The sequence below is a fragment of the Vibrio sp. 1457 genome (assembly GCF_033340195.1).
Taxonomy (GTDB): domain Bacteria; phylum Pseudomonadota; class Gammaproteobacteria; order Enterobacterales; family Vibrionaceae; genus Vibrio; species Vibrio alginolyticus.
In genome coordinates, this window is record NZ_JAWOWA010000016.1 from 67,179 (window position 1) to 81,451 (window position 14,273).

Consider the following 14,273-nt stretch of genomic DNA (forward strand, 5'->3'; position numbering starts at 1 on the left):
ATCGGTTAACGATAGTGACTAAAACCATTAAATAACAATAAAGTGAGACCATTGGTAACAGACTTTGCCTGACGTATGGACTGTAAGGGTAGGGTATTTTAGTGTTGCGTTTTATTTGAGAGATGATTTTGCATTGACTCCAGTGGCATGAACGCTGCATAGACAAACCAGTCGGTGGACAAAAGCGCTAAAGATTCGGCGTGTTTTGTCGACACAATGAACAAGAGTTTTTCTACGTTGGTAATGGTATGAAGCATTGGTTTTTAATTGTTTGTGGCATTCTGGCCGGGTGCAGCAGCCTCGATCAAGATATGGTCCCTGGTGGGAACATTTTAGATACAGCTCCTAAATCAAACACTGAGCTGAGACACCCAGAGTGGGGATACCCGAGCGCATCCAATGTGGCTTCTTCCCCTCGTTCATATCAAACGGCGAGGGCGTCAGTAAAAAAGTCGCAAAACGTGACCTCTCTGGAAATGTTCCTGAGCAGGCATAACATTCCTCACGAGACGCTCAGTGGTGGTCACCTGATGATACGTTTGAAAGAGCAAGTGCATTTTCAAACGGGTTCTGCACGGTTATCTGCTCAATCTCAAGACTGGATTCGAAACATTGGTCACTATCTGGCTGGAAGAACTGATGTTGATGTCGTGATTGATGGTCATGCGGATAGCACGGGAGCTGAAAGCTTCAATGACACGCTATCTGAAAAGCGAGCTCGTGAAGTAGAAAAACAACTATTGGCGACGAGTATTCCACGTCAACGAGTGTTTTCTAGAGGCTTCGGAGAGTATGTACCGAAGTGCAGCAATGTGACAGCGAGTGGTAAAGCTTGCAATCGGCGCGTAGAGCTAACATTGATCGTGGATGAATAACGCAGACGTTAGGCGGTAATCTTCGTTGTGTTGTTCTCGCATACCCGTTATTTGCTTAGTGGAGTTTAAGTTCGGAGTTGAGCAAGAAGACTGAATAAGGAAAGCTCGCACGGCAACATTTAGCTAGAAAAAATAGAAAAGAGGCACCGTTAGGTGCCTCTTTTACATCCGCCAATGTTCATAGGGGGAACTTAGGCAAATTCTTTTTCAACGTAAGCGACGATGTCAGATGACTCGTATAACCACTGTGTCTCGCCATCTTTTTCGATACGAAGACAAGGGACTTTAACTCGCCCACCACCTTGCTCTAGTTCAGCTCGATGAGTCGGGTTATTTTTTGCATCACGTAGCTCAATGTTCACCGATTGACGCTTCATTGCACGGCGGACCTTTACGCAAAAAGGGCAGGCTTCAAATTGGTAAAGTGCGTATTGTTTCGCTTTTTCATCAATACGTTGCTGTTCTTCTGCGGTGCGCTTAATACCACGAGGTGAGAACACCGCGTTCAGCAATAAGATAACCTTGCCTAAAATCCAACGGATAAACTTCATAATGATCCCTTGATGTTCATTGGGTAATTGTCCTTTAAGAATGCAATCATGATGCTTGTTGCACTGAACGTGAAGTCTATCAGTTGTTTGAAATGGATAAAACCATGTATTTTATGCGGAAAATAGACGTTTAAACCAACCCCAAAAGCCACTTGCTGAAGCCGGACGGGCTTCTTTACCTTGATAAAAACTTTGCATGAGTTCGGTTCTGAATGCATCAACGTCCATGCGTTTTATGACAAGCTCATGCTGCAATGTATTTTGAGTCTGCTCGGCATGATCGTGCGCCAAGCTGAAATCCATATTTAAATAGCCTTGCGTGTATAACCAAAGGTGGGTGACTAAGATTAGGTCTTCAGCAGATTGGTTAGTAAACTTATCCGCGTGCTCATTACCCAAGGAGTCGGTCAGAACTTGCTGCATAAGCTGGGTAGAGTGAGCATGTTGCTCGTAGTTAGCACTTGCTTCAATATGTGATTTGGTCAAAAGGCCAAGCAGGTGAAGAGTAGGTGCTGTTGAGGGTTTGTTCTCACAAACTTTTGTAAATAGTTGTGACTGTTCTTTTAACCAACGTCGCTTTGCTGCTTTATGTTCTTTAACAAAGGGGATTTCTTCAAATCCCATCTCTTGACTCAGTTCACTAAGAGACGTCATGGTTTTTTAGTTCCTTCACCGTTACTTCGATATGTTGATCATTGATATCAACAAAAATTGAGCTGCCAGTAATCATAACAGAAAGGTTAGTACCTCGGTCAAGATGCTGACAAATCAAGTCGATAGCGTCATAGTCAAAGCTCTCTACGTTGACGGGAAGCATTGAGAACTTTCCTGACATTTTGTCCCACCAGACAGCCGCTTTGGTGTTATAAGTGTAAACTTTTACATGCTTTGCGAGGCGAGAAGCTTTCTTAATTCTGTCTGGTTCTGGTTCGCCAATTTCAATCCAGTGAGTAATGCTTTGATCATCGCCAACATGCCATAAATCAGGCTCTTCAATCGTAGAGAGTCCTTTTGTAAACTCCAGATTGCTTTGAGCATTTAAACAGTAAGCTAGAATGCGAGCCAACATTCGTTGCGGCTTTTCAGAAGGATGAAGGGCGATAGTTAGATTTTTAGAATCGTAATAGTCATTATTCATATCGGAAATGGCGATACGAAATTTGTAAATGGTTGGTTTAAGAGCCATAGATTTATATCGTTTTGTTGGCAAAATAAGTTTTAGGCAAAAAAATAGCCAGCTTTAAAAGCTGGCTATCGTATCAAATTCTTTAAGAATTAAAGTACTTTGATTTGCTCTGCTTGAGGGCCTTTTTGACCTTGAGAGATAACAAATTCTACTTTCTGGCCTTCAACTAGAGTACGGAAGCCGTCACCAGTGATTGCAGAGAAGTGAGCAAATACGTCAGGACCGTTTTCTTGTTGAATGAAACCGAAGCCTTTAGTTTCGTTGAACCACTTAACTGTGCCAGTAGCTGTGTTAGACATGTCTATTTCCTAAATATCTAAATAATGTAATCTTTCGCCTCAACGGCGCTTATAGCGTGGAAAAATAAATTGCTATTGCGTACCACAGGACGACGGGTTACAAGTAATCCAACGAAATGTGAAAACAAAGAACTTTCTTTCTAGCCGTGTTTGAGTCTAGGTTAATTCCACGAAGAGTCAACATATATTAGTGCTTTATGGACAAATATTTGTATTTAGTCACTATTTAACCAGCATGTTTTTGATTAAATTTCAAATAAATGACGGTGATGTGAAGTTTTTTAGCATAAAATTCAACTAAATCTATAAATTTGACTTATTTATATAATTATTGTCCAATCTGGTTCGACCATTAAGGAGGATTTATGGCAAAGCGTAAAATCAGTCCTCAACCGAGTGGCTCACAACATGAGACCGACTTCGGCAGAGGTGAAATCAAAGACAACGCGTTAAAAGCGGTTGTTACCAGTCAGCTGTTCCAAACACGAGTCGTTAAAGCGAAAAAAGGTAAAGGTAGCTTCAGCCGTAAAATGAAGCATAGAGGCAAAGAGCCCTATTCAAAGTTCTCCCCAAGGTGGATTTTGAATAGGGCTTTTTTATTGGTACTAGGTGTTTGCAAAACTGATGATATTCAATTTTTTAGTACCAGATAAGTTTTCCTAATTTATCATGTACTGCTTCAACTGCTTCAGCGAACCAGGCGTTGAAAGTACCAATTAAGTACTAAAACTTACTAAGTTAGATTCATATCAATAAGCGTCACTTCCTGTCTTATGCAACTCTACTATATCTTTAGTCTAATCAAACAGCCGAGATTATGGTTTAAAAAGACTGGTGAGAAGTAGGTATGTCATCGACGAGTTATGGTACTTATGGTTGCAAATGTAAAAAAGCGTGTGCTTCTTTATTACTACTGTGGCTGTCCATTTGTCCGATGGCGCATGCGCACAAATCAGAGTCTCATTCTTTAATTGTTGCTAACTCCAAAGCGTGGAAGCCGTTCTCTTACCTTAGCCCAGATGGTGAACCTAAAGGTATTTTAATCGACTTTTGGAAAGAGTACGCGGCGAACAACCAAATTGACGTTCAGTTTCTCCTTTTGGATTGGGATGCTTCTTTGCAAGCCGTAAAAGAGGGTAAGGCTGACTTTCACGGAGGACTTGTCTACTCGCCCGAAAGAGCGAAGTATATGGACTTTGGCGCCGTCATAATGCCTATCCAAACCAAATTGTACGTAAATAAAGATGTACTTTCGGTTGATATCAGGAGTGTTTTAACTGGCGAAATGACGCTGCCAATTGGCGTTGTTAAAGGAAGTTACGAGTCTGAGTTTGTTCAGACGAATTATCCGAATGCACCTATCGCAGAATACATTAACAATGATTCGATGATACAAGCCGCCGTCGATAAAAAGGTGCTGTACTTTGTTGCAGACCTGCAAGTTGCTAACTTTTATATGGCAACCACGCCGGGAGCGGGTATGTTTGTCCCGACAATTAGCTTATATAGTAAAGATCTTCGGATTGCAGCAGGAATGCACAGTGCAACTTCCATTTTAGAGGTATCAAGAGCGTTTGAAAAAGTCATCGATACGGATCGTGAGCGGATCCTCACCCGTTGGAGTGTGGTGAAAACGGTTTATCCACTTTATCTTTTCCCTATTGCTATTTTCATTATGGCGGTCGCAACGCTTTATCATATTTTTGCCCTCAAACGTATGGTTGCTCTTCGGACAAGGCAATTAACGATTGCCAATCAGCAATTGCTGGAGATGACGTTGACGGATTCTCTCACAAAGCTATACAACCGTAGACACCTTATTGAGCAATTGGCGCTACTGAATCATTTGAAGCGAAACTTAACGGTGATGGTGTTTGATATTGATGATTTTAAATCAATCAATGATCGATATGGCCACCTTGCTGGAGACCGAGCAATAGTTGCCATCGCAGAAGCCGCTAAGTCGATGACTGATGACCGAATGACATTGGCGAGAATTGGAGGAGAAGAGTTCGCACTCGTTACGTCTTCTCTGTCAGAGCGAGAAGCACTCAATTTTGCCAATATGCTCTGTAAAGCAGTTTACGATCAGCCTGTTATACTGGGCGGACAAGCAATTCATTTGAGTATCAGTTTGGGCTGTGCTTACTATCCTGAGTTTACCCACATCGTGAGCTTGCAAGATGCTGACGAGTTGATGTATCAAGGTAAGTCTGAAGGAAAGAATCGTGCAGTTTTCCAAGTTATAACAGACTGTCAGCTTCAACCTGCGCTTCGTCAAGTGAATTAGATCTCGCTAATTCAACTGATACTTCAAACCATCCTCAAGCCTCAAAGTTTTAGTCAGAGTAACGTGGTAAGCGTTAACGATCACGTTGCGTTGTTTTCTTTGAGGCCAATTTGCGTACAAATACTTGCACTTTCATATATATAACCCCCCACCTGCTCACGTTTTTATCATAGAAGCAGTAATTGTTTTAAAGTGATAAGTGATTTCTTGGTAAAGATCAGAACCCCTGTCTACACTCAGTGTAAAGTAATGCATATAAAGCATGATGCATACAGTGTTGTACAAAAACAATTAAAGAAGATAAGAAATAAGTTGGCTTGAGAAGGACGGGGAATGAACAACGAATGCTTTGCTAGGTTCCGAGCTGTCACGGATGAACTGTCAATGAAAGAATCGTTGTCAGTTGGGAAAGACCCTTATGCTCACTATCTCAAAGATATTGTGGGGATTGATTTGTTGTCTCGTGAAGAGGAGTTGCATTACGCCAAACTTAATCGAGCTGGTGATGAAGAAGCGCGCGAAATGTTGATTGAGTCTAATCTTCGACTTGTTGTGAAAATCGCAAAAGGTTACCTCAAACGGCCAGGCAATAACTTTACTCTGCTTGATTTAATAGAAGAAGGTAACATTGGTTTGATAAAAGCGGTCGATAAGTTCGATCCTGAGCCAGGCTACCGTTTTTCTACTTATGCGGTATGGTGGATTCGCGAGAATATAGAAGCGGCATTAATGAACAATGGCCGCACGGTACGTTTACCTGCTCATGTGTGCAAAGAGATAAATAGCCTGGCTTTAAAAAAGCTAGATGCGTCAAAAAGTGAGAGCAAGGAGTTGTCTATTTCTGAACTCTCACGCTGCTCAGGGGTGAAAGCAGAACGTATAGATGAACTTGTTGCTCTAAGTGGTTTTATTGATGTATCGACCACTGCGGACCTACATCGTGTTCCATTTGTTCTTGAACTGTGTGAAAGTGAGTACACGCCAGATCCACAACAAGACTGTGAAAACCAGTGCTTTACTCAAGCCATTGAAAATATTATTAAAACTTTGCCAACTAAGTTGCAGAAAGTCTTGATCCATCGATTCGGATTATTTGACCAGAGAGTGAAAACCTTGTCGGAAATAGGCCTGTTATTAAACGTATCTAACGAGCGTGTTCGTCAGATGCAGATAGAGGCGGTTGAACGCGTGCAGAAACGTCTCCGATTCGATGGTTGGGTTTAAGGTTTTTGGCCCCTTATCCTAGCCGATTAATTTACTGGCTTGCTACTCTGTTCTTCCGTAAGTAACAGCAGCTCAAGCTGTGCTTTAGCTGCTGCCTCCAATCGCCATACACTCAATAATCGGTTAAGTGCTGCGCGATAAGTACGACTTTTGAGTAAAAAAGCGAGCGTACTTGTGTAGTTGTTTACGACTTGCGCTTGTGTCTCGACCAATGCAGTTTTGTTTTCGATGTCGATGTGTTGAAGGTTAAAGTCAGGAAGAAACGCACACTCATACCATACCTCTACAATTTCACGAATTTCGAGTTCTTCTTCAGGCACGTCGAAGTCTTGTAACTGGTAGTTTTCTGGTATCGTTGATAAATAAACCACATCCAATTTGTCTGCAACAAATGTATACATCGGATTCCTTAGTGTACGCGCTTACAGAGTAAATAGTCTCATCGTTTACATTTTTGTCAATGACCGTGCTCAATTATGAATGATGAACCACACCACATTCCGAACTTAACTTAGACTTTTTAAGTACTTATCGGTTAACCCGAAATACTTCAGGTTGCCATCTGGCTCCAAGACTAAGCTCATATTGGATGTAGAGATCATGCCCGGATCATTCGTTGAGAAAATAACGGTCTTATTGAGTAGTTTGTCGCTAAATAACCGCTTGAAATAGTGGGAGTTTTCTTGCTCTGCACCATTAAATGGCTCGTCAATGATAATCAAAGATTGTTCGCAGTTGCCTAGCCCTAATGCGAGCCGCAGTCTTTGTTGAATACCATTTGGTAAACTTTTACAGATATCAACGCTCAATTGAGTGTCCAGGCCTTGTGGTAACCATGTATCGAGCTCAAAGAAACTCACCATTTCACGCATTTTTTCTGTTGGGATTAATCCATTATGCAAGATGAAGTTAGTCTCCAAGGAGCCTTCAAAAATATGCAGGTTAAACGGGATGTAGTTAATCGAGGTTCGATAGCGGTAACTGTTGAATTGTTTGATGTTATAACCGTCCACCGAAACTGAGCCTTGATAGCGTTCCTCTAGCCCAGCGATAATAGAAATGAGCGTCGTTTTACCGCAACCTGTTGGTCCACAAATCACAACTTTTGCGCCCGGTGGAATTTTAAAACCAAGATTAGTTAAGCCTGTTGCCGCACCACTATAACGATGGCTCACACCAGAGCCGACGATACTACCTTGAAATAGGCGAATAGGGGGGCTTTTCTCTAACGTTAGCTTATCGTCATTCATCGCCATAAGGTTGTTGATTTGCGCAGAAGACGCCTTAATGGATTGGAACTTAGAAATAGAGTTGTAGATGCCCATAATAGGCCCCAACGCCTTCCAGACTAAAATTACGGTAGCAAGCATTGCACCTGCATCGGAGGTGCCGTCCATCACGCCGATAACGGCCGCGACGATACTTGCGGTACCAATAACCTGAATCAAACTCCCGCCTGCTGCCTGAACCCTGCTATTAGTCACTGAAACATGTTCTGCATCGTTGGTGCTTTGTAAATGCGATGCGCTAAAGCGGGATTGGATAACACGCAACAATGGCAAGCCTTGGATAGTTTTTATACCACGAAGAATCTCATTCCATTGGTAAGAAACCATGGCGTTGGCGCGAGAGCTCTTTGACGTGGCTTGCGAGTAGATGTAACGAGAATAAACACAGAACACCAACATTAGAATCAACCCCGCCATAACGACTAGCGCTGCGGTACCAGACATAAGAGCAATGGCAATAATGAATACGATAACAAACGGCATGTCGAAGTAGCTTAATGTTGACTCTGCGGTTACCAAACGGCGGAAAGTGTCGATGTCTTTCAAACGCGCTAACTGAGAAGAGACACCAGCGGTAGATGTCATCGAATAAGGAAGCCACAACAGTTTGGATATTACGTTTTGAGAAATATGCACCGCCAAATCCTTCCCTGATGTGGCGATGATGTTGACCCGCATTTTCTTGAAAAAGTATTCCGAGAACCCAACAATCACAGCAAATAACGTGAGCCAATAAAGCGTGGCTTGCGAGCTAGAGGTTAAGGCGAAGTTGTACACACTCATAATAAAAAAGGGCTGGAGTGCGCCGAGAATACTGACCACGAAGCTGAGGATAATCAGGCTCTTGAGTTCATTGTTGTAGCGATAAAACGCGTATTTAATCCAGTTACTGCGGTCTTGAGATTCAGGTGGCGGCTCTCGGAACAAGCGCGAGTATTCGCTGATCGAGACCAACAAGCATGGCTTTTTGCAGAGCGGGTATTCAATGGTGTTGTTATTGGTGTAATCAAACAGGATCAGCTTGCCGTCTTTGGTGCCCAAGAAAATCGCAGTGAGGTTTTCTATCTCGATAAAACAAGGATGAGGGTGCCCCTCGATGTGCTCCAACGTTTTTAATTTGGTGACGTCACAACGGTAACCAAGGCGTTCAATGGTGGCTATAAAACTGTCGCTGTCTTTTGGTTTAGGGATAAAAGCGTCACTGAGGATAGAAGGCGTGCCTTCCCATTCAAGCGCAATGAGGGTGTAAGCTAAACCACGAATCAAAGGTGACTGATTGTATCGCTCATCATAACTGCGAGCCTCAAAGTCCAACAAGCGTTGAGGGACATTATTAAAATCAACCAAAATACTCATTGGTCACCTCCGGTAAGTTTGACGCGTTTGAGGCGATGATTGAGTTTGTCCATCTTGTTGCTGACGATGATGAGGATTTTGTCGTTGGCGCGATAGGCGGTGCTGGTCAAAACCAATCGAGCAAAGTCGTCATCATAAACACAGTCGATGTCGTCGAAGATCAACACACGTTTGTTCGCGAGTAAGGCACGCACTAACAACAAGGCATAAGTGACTTGGCGCGAGAATGGGTTGCGTAAATGTCCTTTAAGCTCGGTGTAAAAACCAGCGGGAAGGGCATCGATTTGTGCTTTGATGTTCATGGTTTCGCAAAGCGCAAATGCCGTGTTATTTAAGCTCGGGCGGAAACAAGTCAAGTTGTCGATGATGGTGCCTTCGACGAACGAACTGGTTTTGTCGACCATGAGCACGCTATTACGCCAGACGTTGTAGTTGACGTCATCGAGCGGTGTCTCGTTGATTTGGATATCGAGCTTGCTGTCGGTGTTTTGCCGCGTAATGCAATTGGCGAGGTGGGTTTTACCTGCGCCGCTTTTCCCCGTCAGCAAGTAAGCCTGACCGCATTCAAACTCAATGCGTTGTTTTTCCGAATACTTCACCGAGATGCGCTCGACTTCTGTCGTGTCATTTTGTTGTTCTACAGATGCAGCAAGTTCAAGCAGCTCGGCGATACGTTGAATATGAAGCTTGTTCAACTCCCAGCGGCTCACCGTGCGCATTACTTGCTGGTATGGCGCGAAGTAGCGGTTGGTAAGCATGATGATAGCAGCCATGATGCCTTGGCTAGATTGCATGTTGATAACTGCCGTTGCCAAAACCACCACCACACAAGCTATGGAGAGCTGTTGTATGAGCGACAAGATAAGGCTGAAGTTCGATTCGATTTGCTCATATTTGATGTTCTCGACTTCACGTTCTTCCACCATTTGTGTCATGAGGCTCTCAACGCGATATTCCATATTGCGCGCTTTGATATCGAGTGGGCTAGAGATGATCTCGATGATTTTAGAAGTAGTTAAGCCTTCGATGTCGGATTTGTTTTCTAAGCTGTTGATTTTCTGCTTAGATAGGCTCAGTGCGAACACCGCCAAAATGATGGAGGCGAGCAAGATGGTCACTCCCGCCCAAATGTTGATCACACCGATAATCAGAATGGTCAGTATGCTGACGGCAAGGTTGATCAATGCCCGTACAGATTCTCCGCCAAAGAAGGATTTAATCTCGGGAATGGTGGCAATACGCTCTAAGTATTCACCGGGTTCTAGGCGACGAAACTTCGATATCTCAGCCAAACAGATGGATTGAAACACCTTGTTGGTTAAGTTGGTTTCGAATTGCTTCATGATCACCGACGAAATCTTCTCTTCCTGATTCTTTAAGTGATAGTCGAGGAAGATGGTGATCAAGATAATGGCAAACAGAAGAAACAGCGTGTCTTTGGCTTGGTTAGGTAAAACTCGGTCAAAGATAATCAGAATCGAAAAGGGCAGCACTAAACCAAACAGTGTTGAGATCACCGTGGAGAAAGTCAGGTAACACTTGTCAGCAAAGTTAATCTTCTGGGAAAAATGCTCAGTTTGCATTGCTACCTCCTTTCTTAATCGATGGTTTGGAGAGAAGGTGTTTTGGAACTAAGTCTTGATTGCTTCTGCCTTCGATATCGCTCATCAACTGCATGATGCTTTCGATGGATTGCACCGATAACATGCCTTTGATTTGCTCAAGATTGATCGATTCAATGATGTAGTCATAGCGCGCGCTCTCGTAATCACGTAGCGCGCTGAACAGTTTACTTTCCGCTGCCAGTAAGTCGGTAATGGTTCGCGTACCAAGCTGGTAAGCGCGTTGAATGCCTTTGTAGGAAGCGTAGTTGGCACGGATGATGTTCTCGTAACTGCTGATGGCGCGGGAGAAGTCATTAATGTTGAGTACTGAGGTGTTAACGCTATTGCGCGTCGTGAACAACGAATCTTGGTACAGCAGCTCCGTTCGCTCGATGGCAGTCGATGATTTTTGAAAACCGTAGTAATCCGAACCGCCTGAGAAAATTGGCACATTCAAGTTCAAGCCGACACTGGTGGAGTTACTGTCCCCTGTTGCGGTTGGGTCGGTTCGGTCATAGTTGTTCGCATCGTCGTAGCGGTAACTGGCAGAGAGCGATACGGTCGGCACAAAGTTTGAACCGCTTTCTTTCAAGCCTCTTCGGCTGCGCTCGACGGTTTTCTTCGCAACCAATAAGTCGTTATTGAGCTTCAAAGCTTGTTCAAGAATCTCACGTTGTTCGGATTCGCTGATTTCCGCCAAGGGCACGCTTTCGTAGATGTCCTGTGATGGGGTGACTGGGTATTGAACTTGAATCTCTAAACCGTTCAAAATTACGCGCCGGTCTTTCTCTAAGGTTCTTAAGCGATTGGCAATGCCTTCTTTCTGGGCAATTACCTCATACAACTCGCTCGCCGCAGTGTTGCCAAGTTCCACGTTGCGACGCATTTGGCGCTCACGTGTTTCAGACGATTTAAGTTCTACTTGGGTGGCTTTGATTTGCGCGTTGTTTTTGAGGTATTCGAAATATTGCGTCGCGATTTCAGAAATGGTGCTCTGGATTTTGTTCTCGTGTTTGATTTCTTCAATGTTGAAATCAAGCTTCGCGGTGCCGTATTTAAAGATGTCACCAAGGTTAAACACCGATTGGGATAAAGACACGCTGTAGCTGTTCGAGTTGTAGCTAGAACGTGTATCCGGTGTTCCCGTTAATATGGTTTCGTTTTCATTCCATGTGGTATCAGCAGCACCGTTTAAAGAGGGTAGAAACTTAGAACGGCTAATGTCGATGTTGTATTCGTTTTCTTCCACGCCTTTGTCACTAGCGCGCAGAGATAAATTGTTTTCCAAGCCGAGTTTGACCGCCTCAAGCAAGGTGGTCGCCATTGCCGAAGGAGCGTTGCTCAATGTAAGCGCTGCCAATATACAGCTAGTTAAGTTTCTGTACCGCCACATACTTGTTGATCACCTTGATGATTTCGTCGTTTTTATAAGGTTTGCTGATCACGTAATCCATTCCAGCTTCGATACAAGCTTGGTGTTCATTACTGCTGGTCAATGCTGTCGCACCTATAATGGTGCAAGGGTTCTGTCCGCTCTCTTGTTCGTATTGTCGAATGCGTTTGGTCGCTTCAATGCCGCCCATGCCCGGCATGATGCAGTCCATAAAAATGATGTCTGAGCGCTGATTCATGAAATGCTGAACGGCGTCTGCGCCATCGCCAACGGTGTCGGCTTCGTATTCTTGCTTGCTCAAAATACGTTTGAGTAGAATCTGTTGAACACGGTCATCCTCCACAATCAGGAATGAGCTGTTCTCCATCTGTTCTTCAGAGGCTTCCGCTTCCATGATTGCTAATAGGTTAGGGATGAACTCATACGGAATCGCAGGGGAGTTCAGAATCTTGTCGACAAAGGTATGGCTCTCTTGTGCTTGCTGAGTGCTAGTGACTGAAAGCAACAACTTGGTGTTCGGGTGATTGCGCAGTTGCGATTTCACCGTTTTGCTCAGTGAGGGCAGCTTGTTTGGCTCGAACGTGTCGGTCAGCATGATGGCATCGTATTCGCCAAAGGTTTTTGCAGCAGAGAAGAGTTCGTTCGGCGTTCGAATTGGCGTGATCTCCAAGCCCAAGTTGACTAACATTTTGTTCATTACATCAATGCGCAGCTGAGAGTTGGCACACAGCAACAAACGCTTATTGTCGAAGCGAGTTTTCTCGGTGTGGAAGCTTTTGGCTTTCAAATCGAGCTGAATTTGAAAACGTTCCTGATTGCCCGATTGATACCAATGGCTCTCGTAATAGCCATAATCTTTCAGTACGCTTTTCGCCAAATCGTCTTTGGTTGCAGTGTGCTGCTTATGGTCGCTCCAGTGTAGGGTATTGAGCTTGGCAAACGGCACATCCAGTGTGGTTAAGAAGTTTAGATTGATGGTCAAGCGGGTGTTTTCAATGTCTGACGCCGCGCCTGACTCAATGGTGACAAACAGTTTCTTATCGGCTTTGAGTTGGATGGCATTCGATAACTGTAGGAACAACACCCAGAATAAGCTGGTGGATTGTCCTTCAACACGGTTTGGTAAGTTATCTGAGATAAAGCAGTCTAGCTCACCTTCATTTCGCTGCACTTTGGAACTGATGTGAATCATCAATTCAGACAGCACATTCAGCAGTGAAAACTCTTTAGATTTGCTCTCGGTCCCTTGTGAAATGAGTCGGTTGTAGTTCTCTGCCAATTCAGACAGGGTATTGGCAGCCGAGGTTATATCTTGCGCCATCAACACGCCGCTCTCATCGGTCTCTTGAACGAGATATTGCACGCCGCCGTTAATGGTGTTGGTGATGCCACGAATCTCGTAACCAATCAGAGCATAGAGCTGCTTGTAGAGATCGTTATTGCGTTTTTGTTCTTCGAGTTTGCTGAAAATCAGTTTTAGGTGAGAGTAGATCTGACGCTGCTTCGGATTGATGCTCACTTCATTCAGCAACTCTTCCAACCTTTGTAAATCCAGTTGTTTGAGCTCTTGATAAAGCTCATCGAATTCTTGGTCAATGTCACGCTCATTCGAGCTGGATTTTTTCAGTTTAAGGATTGCCACCAAGTTCGATAGCACTGCGATACCAACCAGTACGACAACGACCACAAACAACCAAATGAAGAACTCGTTTTTCTCCATCATTAGGTCACTCGCATGGTTGTTAAATATGGTCCGGTAGTTGTCGTCCATTTGTAGGTAGTTATTGGTGAGCGAGAGGTACAGTGCCAACACATCGTCGCGTGTTTTTTGGCTGTCTGAGAAGCGATTGATTGCCAGTTCAAGCTGCGTGTATTCGGTCGCGCCCACCAAGCTAAACTCGGTTTTGTTGAGTGACGCGAGCGACTTAAATTGGTCAATTTCGTCTTTCAGAACCTCAAAATCAAGCTCTGTTGTACTGCAATAACGCGCGCTTAAACAGCGTTGAAGCGTTTGAATATCAAACTCGATAGTTTGGTTGAGCTGTTGAGCTTGAACCAACAGAGGCGCGTTTTGCACTTTCTCGACTGAATCCACTTTTTCCCAAGAGATATACAAATAAAAGGCGAGGGCAGCCAGCATCAAGCTGAAAGCGATGCTTAGGCGCATAACAGGAACGGAAATATTGTAAGAAGGTTTGCTACTCAT

The 14,273-nt window shown here is 43.9% G+C and carries 13 protein-coding genes; 4 read left to right on the forward strand and 9 right to left on the reverse strand.

What is annotated here, in order from left to right; genetic code table 11:
- The first annotated feature begins 248 nt into the window (after nucleotides 1–248).
- Entirely contained in the window at nucleotides 249–875 is a 627-nt protein-coding gene (locus R7Z41_RS16745; protein ID WP_225477758.1) for an OmpA family protein, read from the forward strand.
- Nucleotides 876–1,066: 191 nt separating this feature from the next.
- Here R7Z41_RS16745 and R7Z41_RS16750 read toward each other — a convergent pair whose 3' ends face one another.
- The 4 genes from R7Z41_RS16750 to R7Z41_RS16765 form a co-directional block, all read right to left on the reverse strand.
- Nucleotides 1,067–1,426, reverse strand: coding sequence for a glutaredoxin family protein (locus R7Z41_RS16750; protein ID WP_005375631.1), 360 nt, complete (start codon nucleotides 1,424–1,426; stop codon nucleotides 1,067–1,069).
- A 111-nt stretch (nucleotides 1,427–1,537) separates the two neighbouring features.
- Nucleotides 1,538–2,080, reverse strand: a complete 543-nt coding sequence (locus R7Z41_RS16755; RefSeq protein WP_225477756.1) for a hypothetical protein — start codon at nucleotides 2,078–2,080, stop codon at nucleotides 1,538–1,540.
- Nucleotides 2,067–2,612, reverse strand: a complete 546-nt coding sequence (locus tag R7Z41_RS16760) for a YaeQ family protein (protein ID WP_064376786.1) — start codon at nucleotides 2,610–2,612, stop codon at nucleotides 2,067–2,069. Before R7Z41_RS16760 ends, R7Z41_RS16755 begins: the two co-directional genes overlap by 14 nt.
- A gap of 89 nt (nucleotides 2,613–2,701) precedes the next feature.
- Nucleotides 2,702–2,911: a cold-shock protein gene (locus R7Z41_RS16765; RefSeq protein WP_005375625.1), complete on the reverse strand. Its 210-nt coding sequence runs from the start codon at nucleotides 2,909–2,911 to the stop codon at nucleotides 2,702–2,704.
- A gap of 365 nt (nucleotides 2,912–3,276) precedes the next feature.
- Here R7Z41_RS16765 and R7Z41_RS16770 point away from each other — a divergent pair, with 365 nt between their 5' ends.
- The 3 genes from R7Z41_RS16770 to R7Z41_RS16780 all read left to right on the forward strand — a co-directional run bounded on the left by R7Z41_RS16770 (nucleotide 3,277) and on the right by R7Z41_RS16780 (nucleotide 6,425).
- Nucleotides 3,277–3,564 carry an alternative ribosome-rescue factor A gene (locus R7Z41_RS16770; RefSeq protein ID WP_017821594.1) on the forward strand — a complete coding sequence of 96 codons (288 nt, stop codon included), beginning with the start codon at nucleotides 3,277–3,279 and terminating at the stop codon, nucleotides 3,562–3,564.
- Between the two features lie 194 nt (nucleotides 3,565–3,758).
- Entirely contained in the window at nucleotides 3,759–5,201 is a 1,443-nt protein-coding gene (locus tag R7Z41_RS16775; protein ID WP_017635871.1) for a diguanylate cyclase domain-containing protein, read from the forward strand.
- A gap of 333 nt (nucleotides 5,202–5,534) precedes the next feature.
- Entirely contained in the window at nucleotides 5,535–6,425 is an 891-nt protein-coding gene (locus R7Z41_RS16780; protein WP_017635872.1) for an RNA polymerase sigma factor RpoD/SigA, read from the forward strand.
- A 26-nt stretch (nucleotides 6,426–6,451) separates the two neighbouring features.
- On the opposite strand, the gene R7Z41_RS16785 is transcribed toward R7Z41_RS16780, so the two are convergent.
- The 5 genes from R7Z41_RS16785 to R7Z41_RS16805 form a co-directional block, all read right to left on the reverse strand.
- Entirely contained in the window at nucleotides 6,452–6,826 is a 375-nt protein-coding gene (locus R7Z41_RS16785; RefSeq protein WP_005375619.1) for a hypothetical protein, read from the reverse strand.
- Nucleotides 6,827–6,931: 105 nt separating this feature from the next.
- The gene (locus R7Z41_RS16790) at nucleotides 6,932–9,070 is read right to left on the reverse strand and encodes an ATP-binding cassette domain-containing protein (protein ID WP_053809549.1); all 2,139 of its coding nucleotides are present in this window, start codon (nucleotides 9,068–9,070) and stop codon (nucleotides 6,932–6,934) included.
- Nucleotides 9,067–10,653 (reverse strand): ABC transporter transmembrane domain-containing protein, encoded by a 1,587-nt coding sequence (locus tag R7Z41_RS16795; RefSeq protein ID WP_213896790.1) that lies wholly within the window; start codon nucleotides 10,651–10,653, stop codon nucleotides 9,067–9,069. Before R7Z41_RS16795 ends, R7Z41_RS16790 begins: the two co-directional genes overlap by 4 nt.
- The gene (locus R7Z41_RS16800) at nucleotides 10,643–12,067 is read right to left on the reverse strand and encodes a TolC family protein (protein ID WP_206969216.1); all 1,425 of its coding nucleotides are present in this window, start codon (nucleotides 12,065–12,067) and stop codon (nucleotides 10,643–10,645) included. Before R7Z41_RS16800 ends, R7Z41_RS16795 begins: the two co-directional genes overlap by 11 nt.
- Nucleotides 12,042–14,273, reverse strand: a complete 2,232-nt coding sequence (locus R7Z41_RS16805) for a response regulator (protein ID WP_005375594.1) — start codon at nucleotides 14,271–14,273, stop codon at nucleotides 12,042–12,044. Before R7Z41_RS16805 ends, R7Z41_RS16800 begins: the two co-directional genes overlap by 26 nt.

What these genes read in the sequence shown, in the direction of transcription:
- R7Z41_RS16745 (WP_225477758.1), top strand. Translation starts at nt 249, where the DNA reads ATGAAGCATTGGTTTTTAATTGTTTGTGGCATTCTGGCCGGGTGCAGC.
- R7Z41_RS16750 (WP_005375631.1), bottom strand. Translation starts at nt 1,426, where the DNA reads ATGAAGTTTATCCGTTGGATTTTAGGCAAGGTTATCTTATTGCTGAAC.
- R7Z41_RS16755 (WP_225477756.1), bottom strand. Translation starts at nt 2,080, where the DNA reads ATGACGTCTCTTAGTGAACTGAGTCAAGAGATGGGATTTGAAGAAATC.
- R7Z41_RS16760 (WP_064376786.1), bottom strand. Translation starts at nt 2,612, where the DNA reads ATGGCTCTTAAACCAACCATTTACAAATTTCGTATCGCCATTTCCGAT.
- R7Z41_RS16765 (WP_005375625.1), bottom strand. Translation starts at nt 2,911, where the DNA reads ATGTCTAACACAGCTACTGGCACAGTTAAGTGGTTCAACGAAACTAAA.
- R7Z41_RS16770 (WP_017821594.1), top strand. Translation starts at nt 3,277, where the DNA reads ATGGCAAAGCGTAAAATCAGTCCTCAACCGAGTGGCTCACAACATGAG.
- R7Z41_RS16775 (WP_017635871.1), top strand. Translation starts at nt 3,759, where the DNA reads ATGTCATCGACGAGTTATGGTACTTATGGTTGCAAATGTAAAAAAGCG.
- R7Z41_RS16780 (WP_017635872.1), top strand. Translation starts at nt 5,535, where the DNA reads ATGAACAACGAATGCTTTGCTAGGTTCCGAGCTGTCACGGATGAACTG.
- R7Z41_RS16785 (WP_005375619.1), bottom strand. Translation starts at nt 6,826, where the DNA reads ATGTATACATTTGTTGCAGACAAATTGGATGTGGTTTATTTATCAACG.
- R7Z41_RS16790 (WP_053809549.1), bottom strand. Translation starts at nt 9,070, where the DNA reads ATGAGTATTTTGGTTGATTTTAATAATGTCCCTCAACGCTTGTTGGAC.
- R7Z41_RS16795 (WP_213896790.1), bottom strand. Translation starts at nt 10,653, where the DNA reads ATGCAAACTGAGCATTTTTCCCAGAAGATTAACTTTGCTGACAAGTGT.
- R7Z41_RS16800 (WP_206969216.1), bottom strand. Translation starts at nt 12,067, where the DNA reads ATGTGGCGGTACAGAAACTTAACTAGCTGTATATTGGCAGCGCTTACA.
- R7Z41_RS16805 (WP_005375594.1), bottom strand. Translation starts at nt 14,273, where the DNA reads ATGAGTAGCAAACCTTCTTACAATATTTCCGTTCCTGTTATGCGCCTA.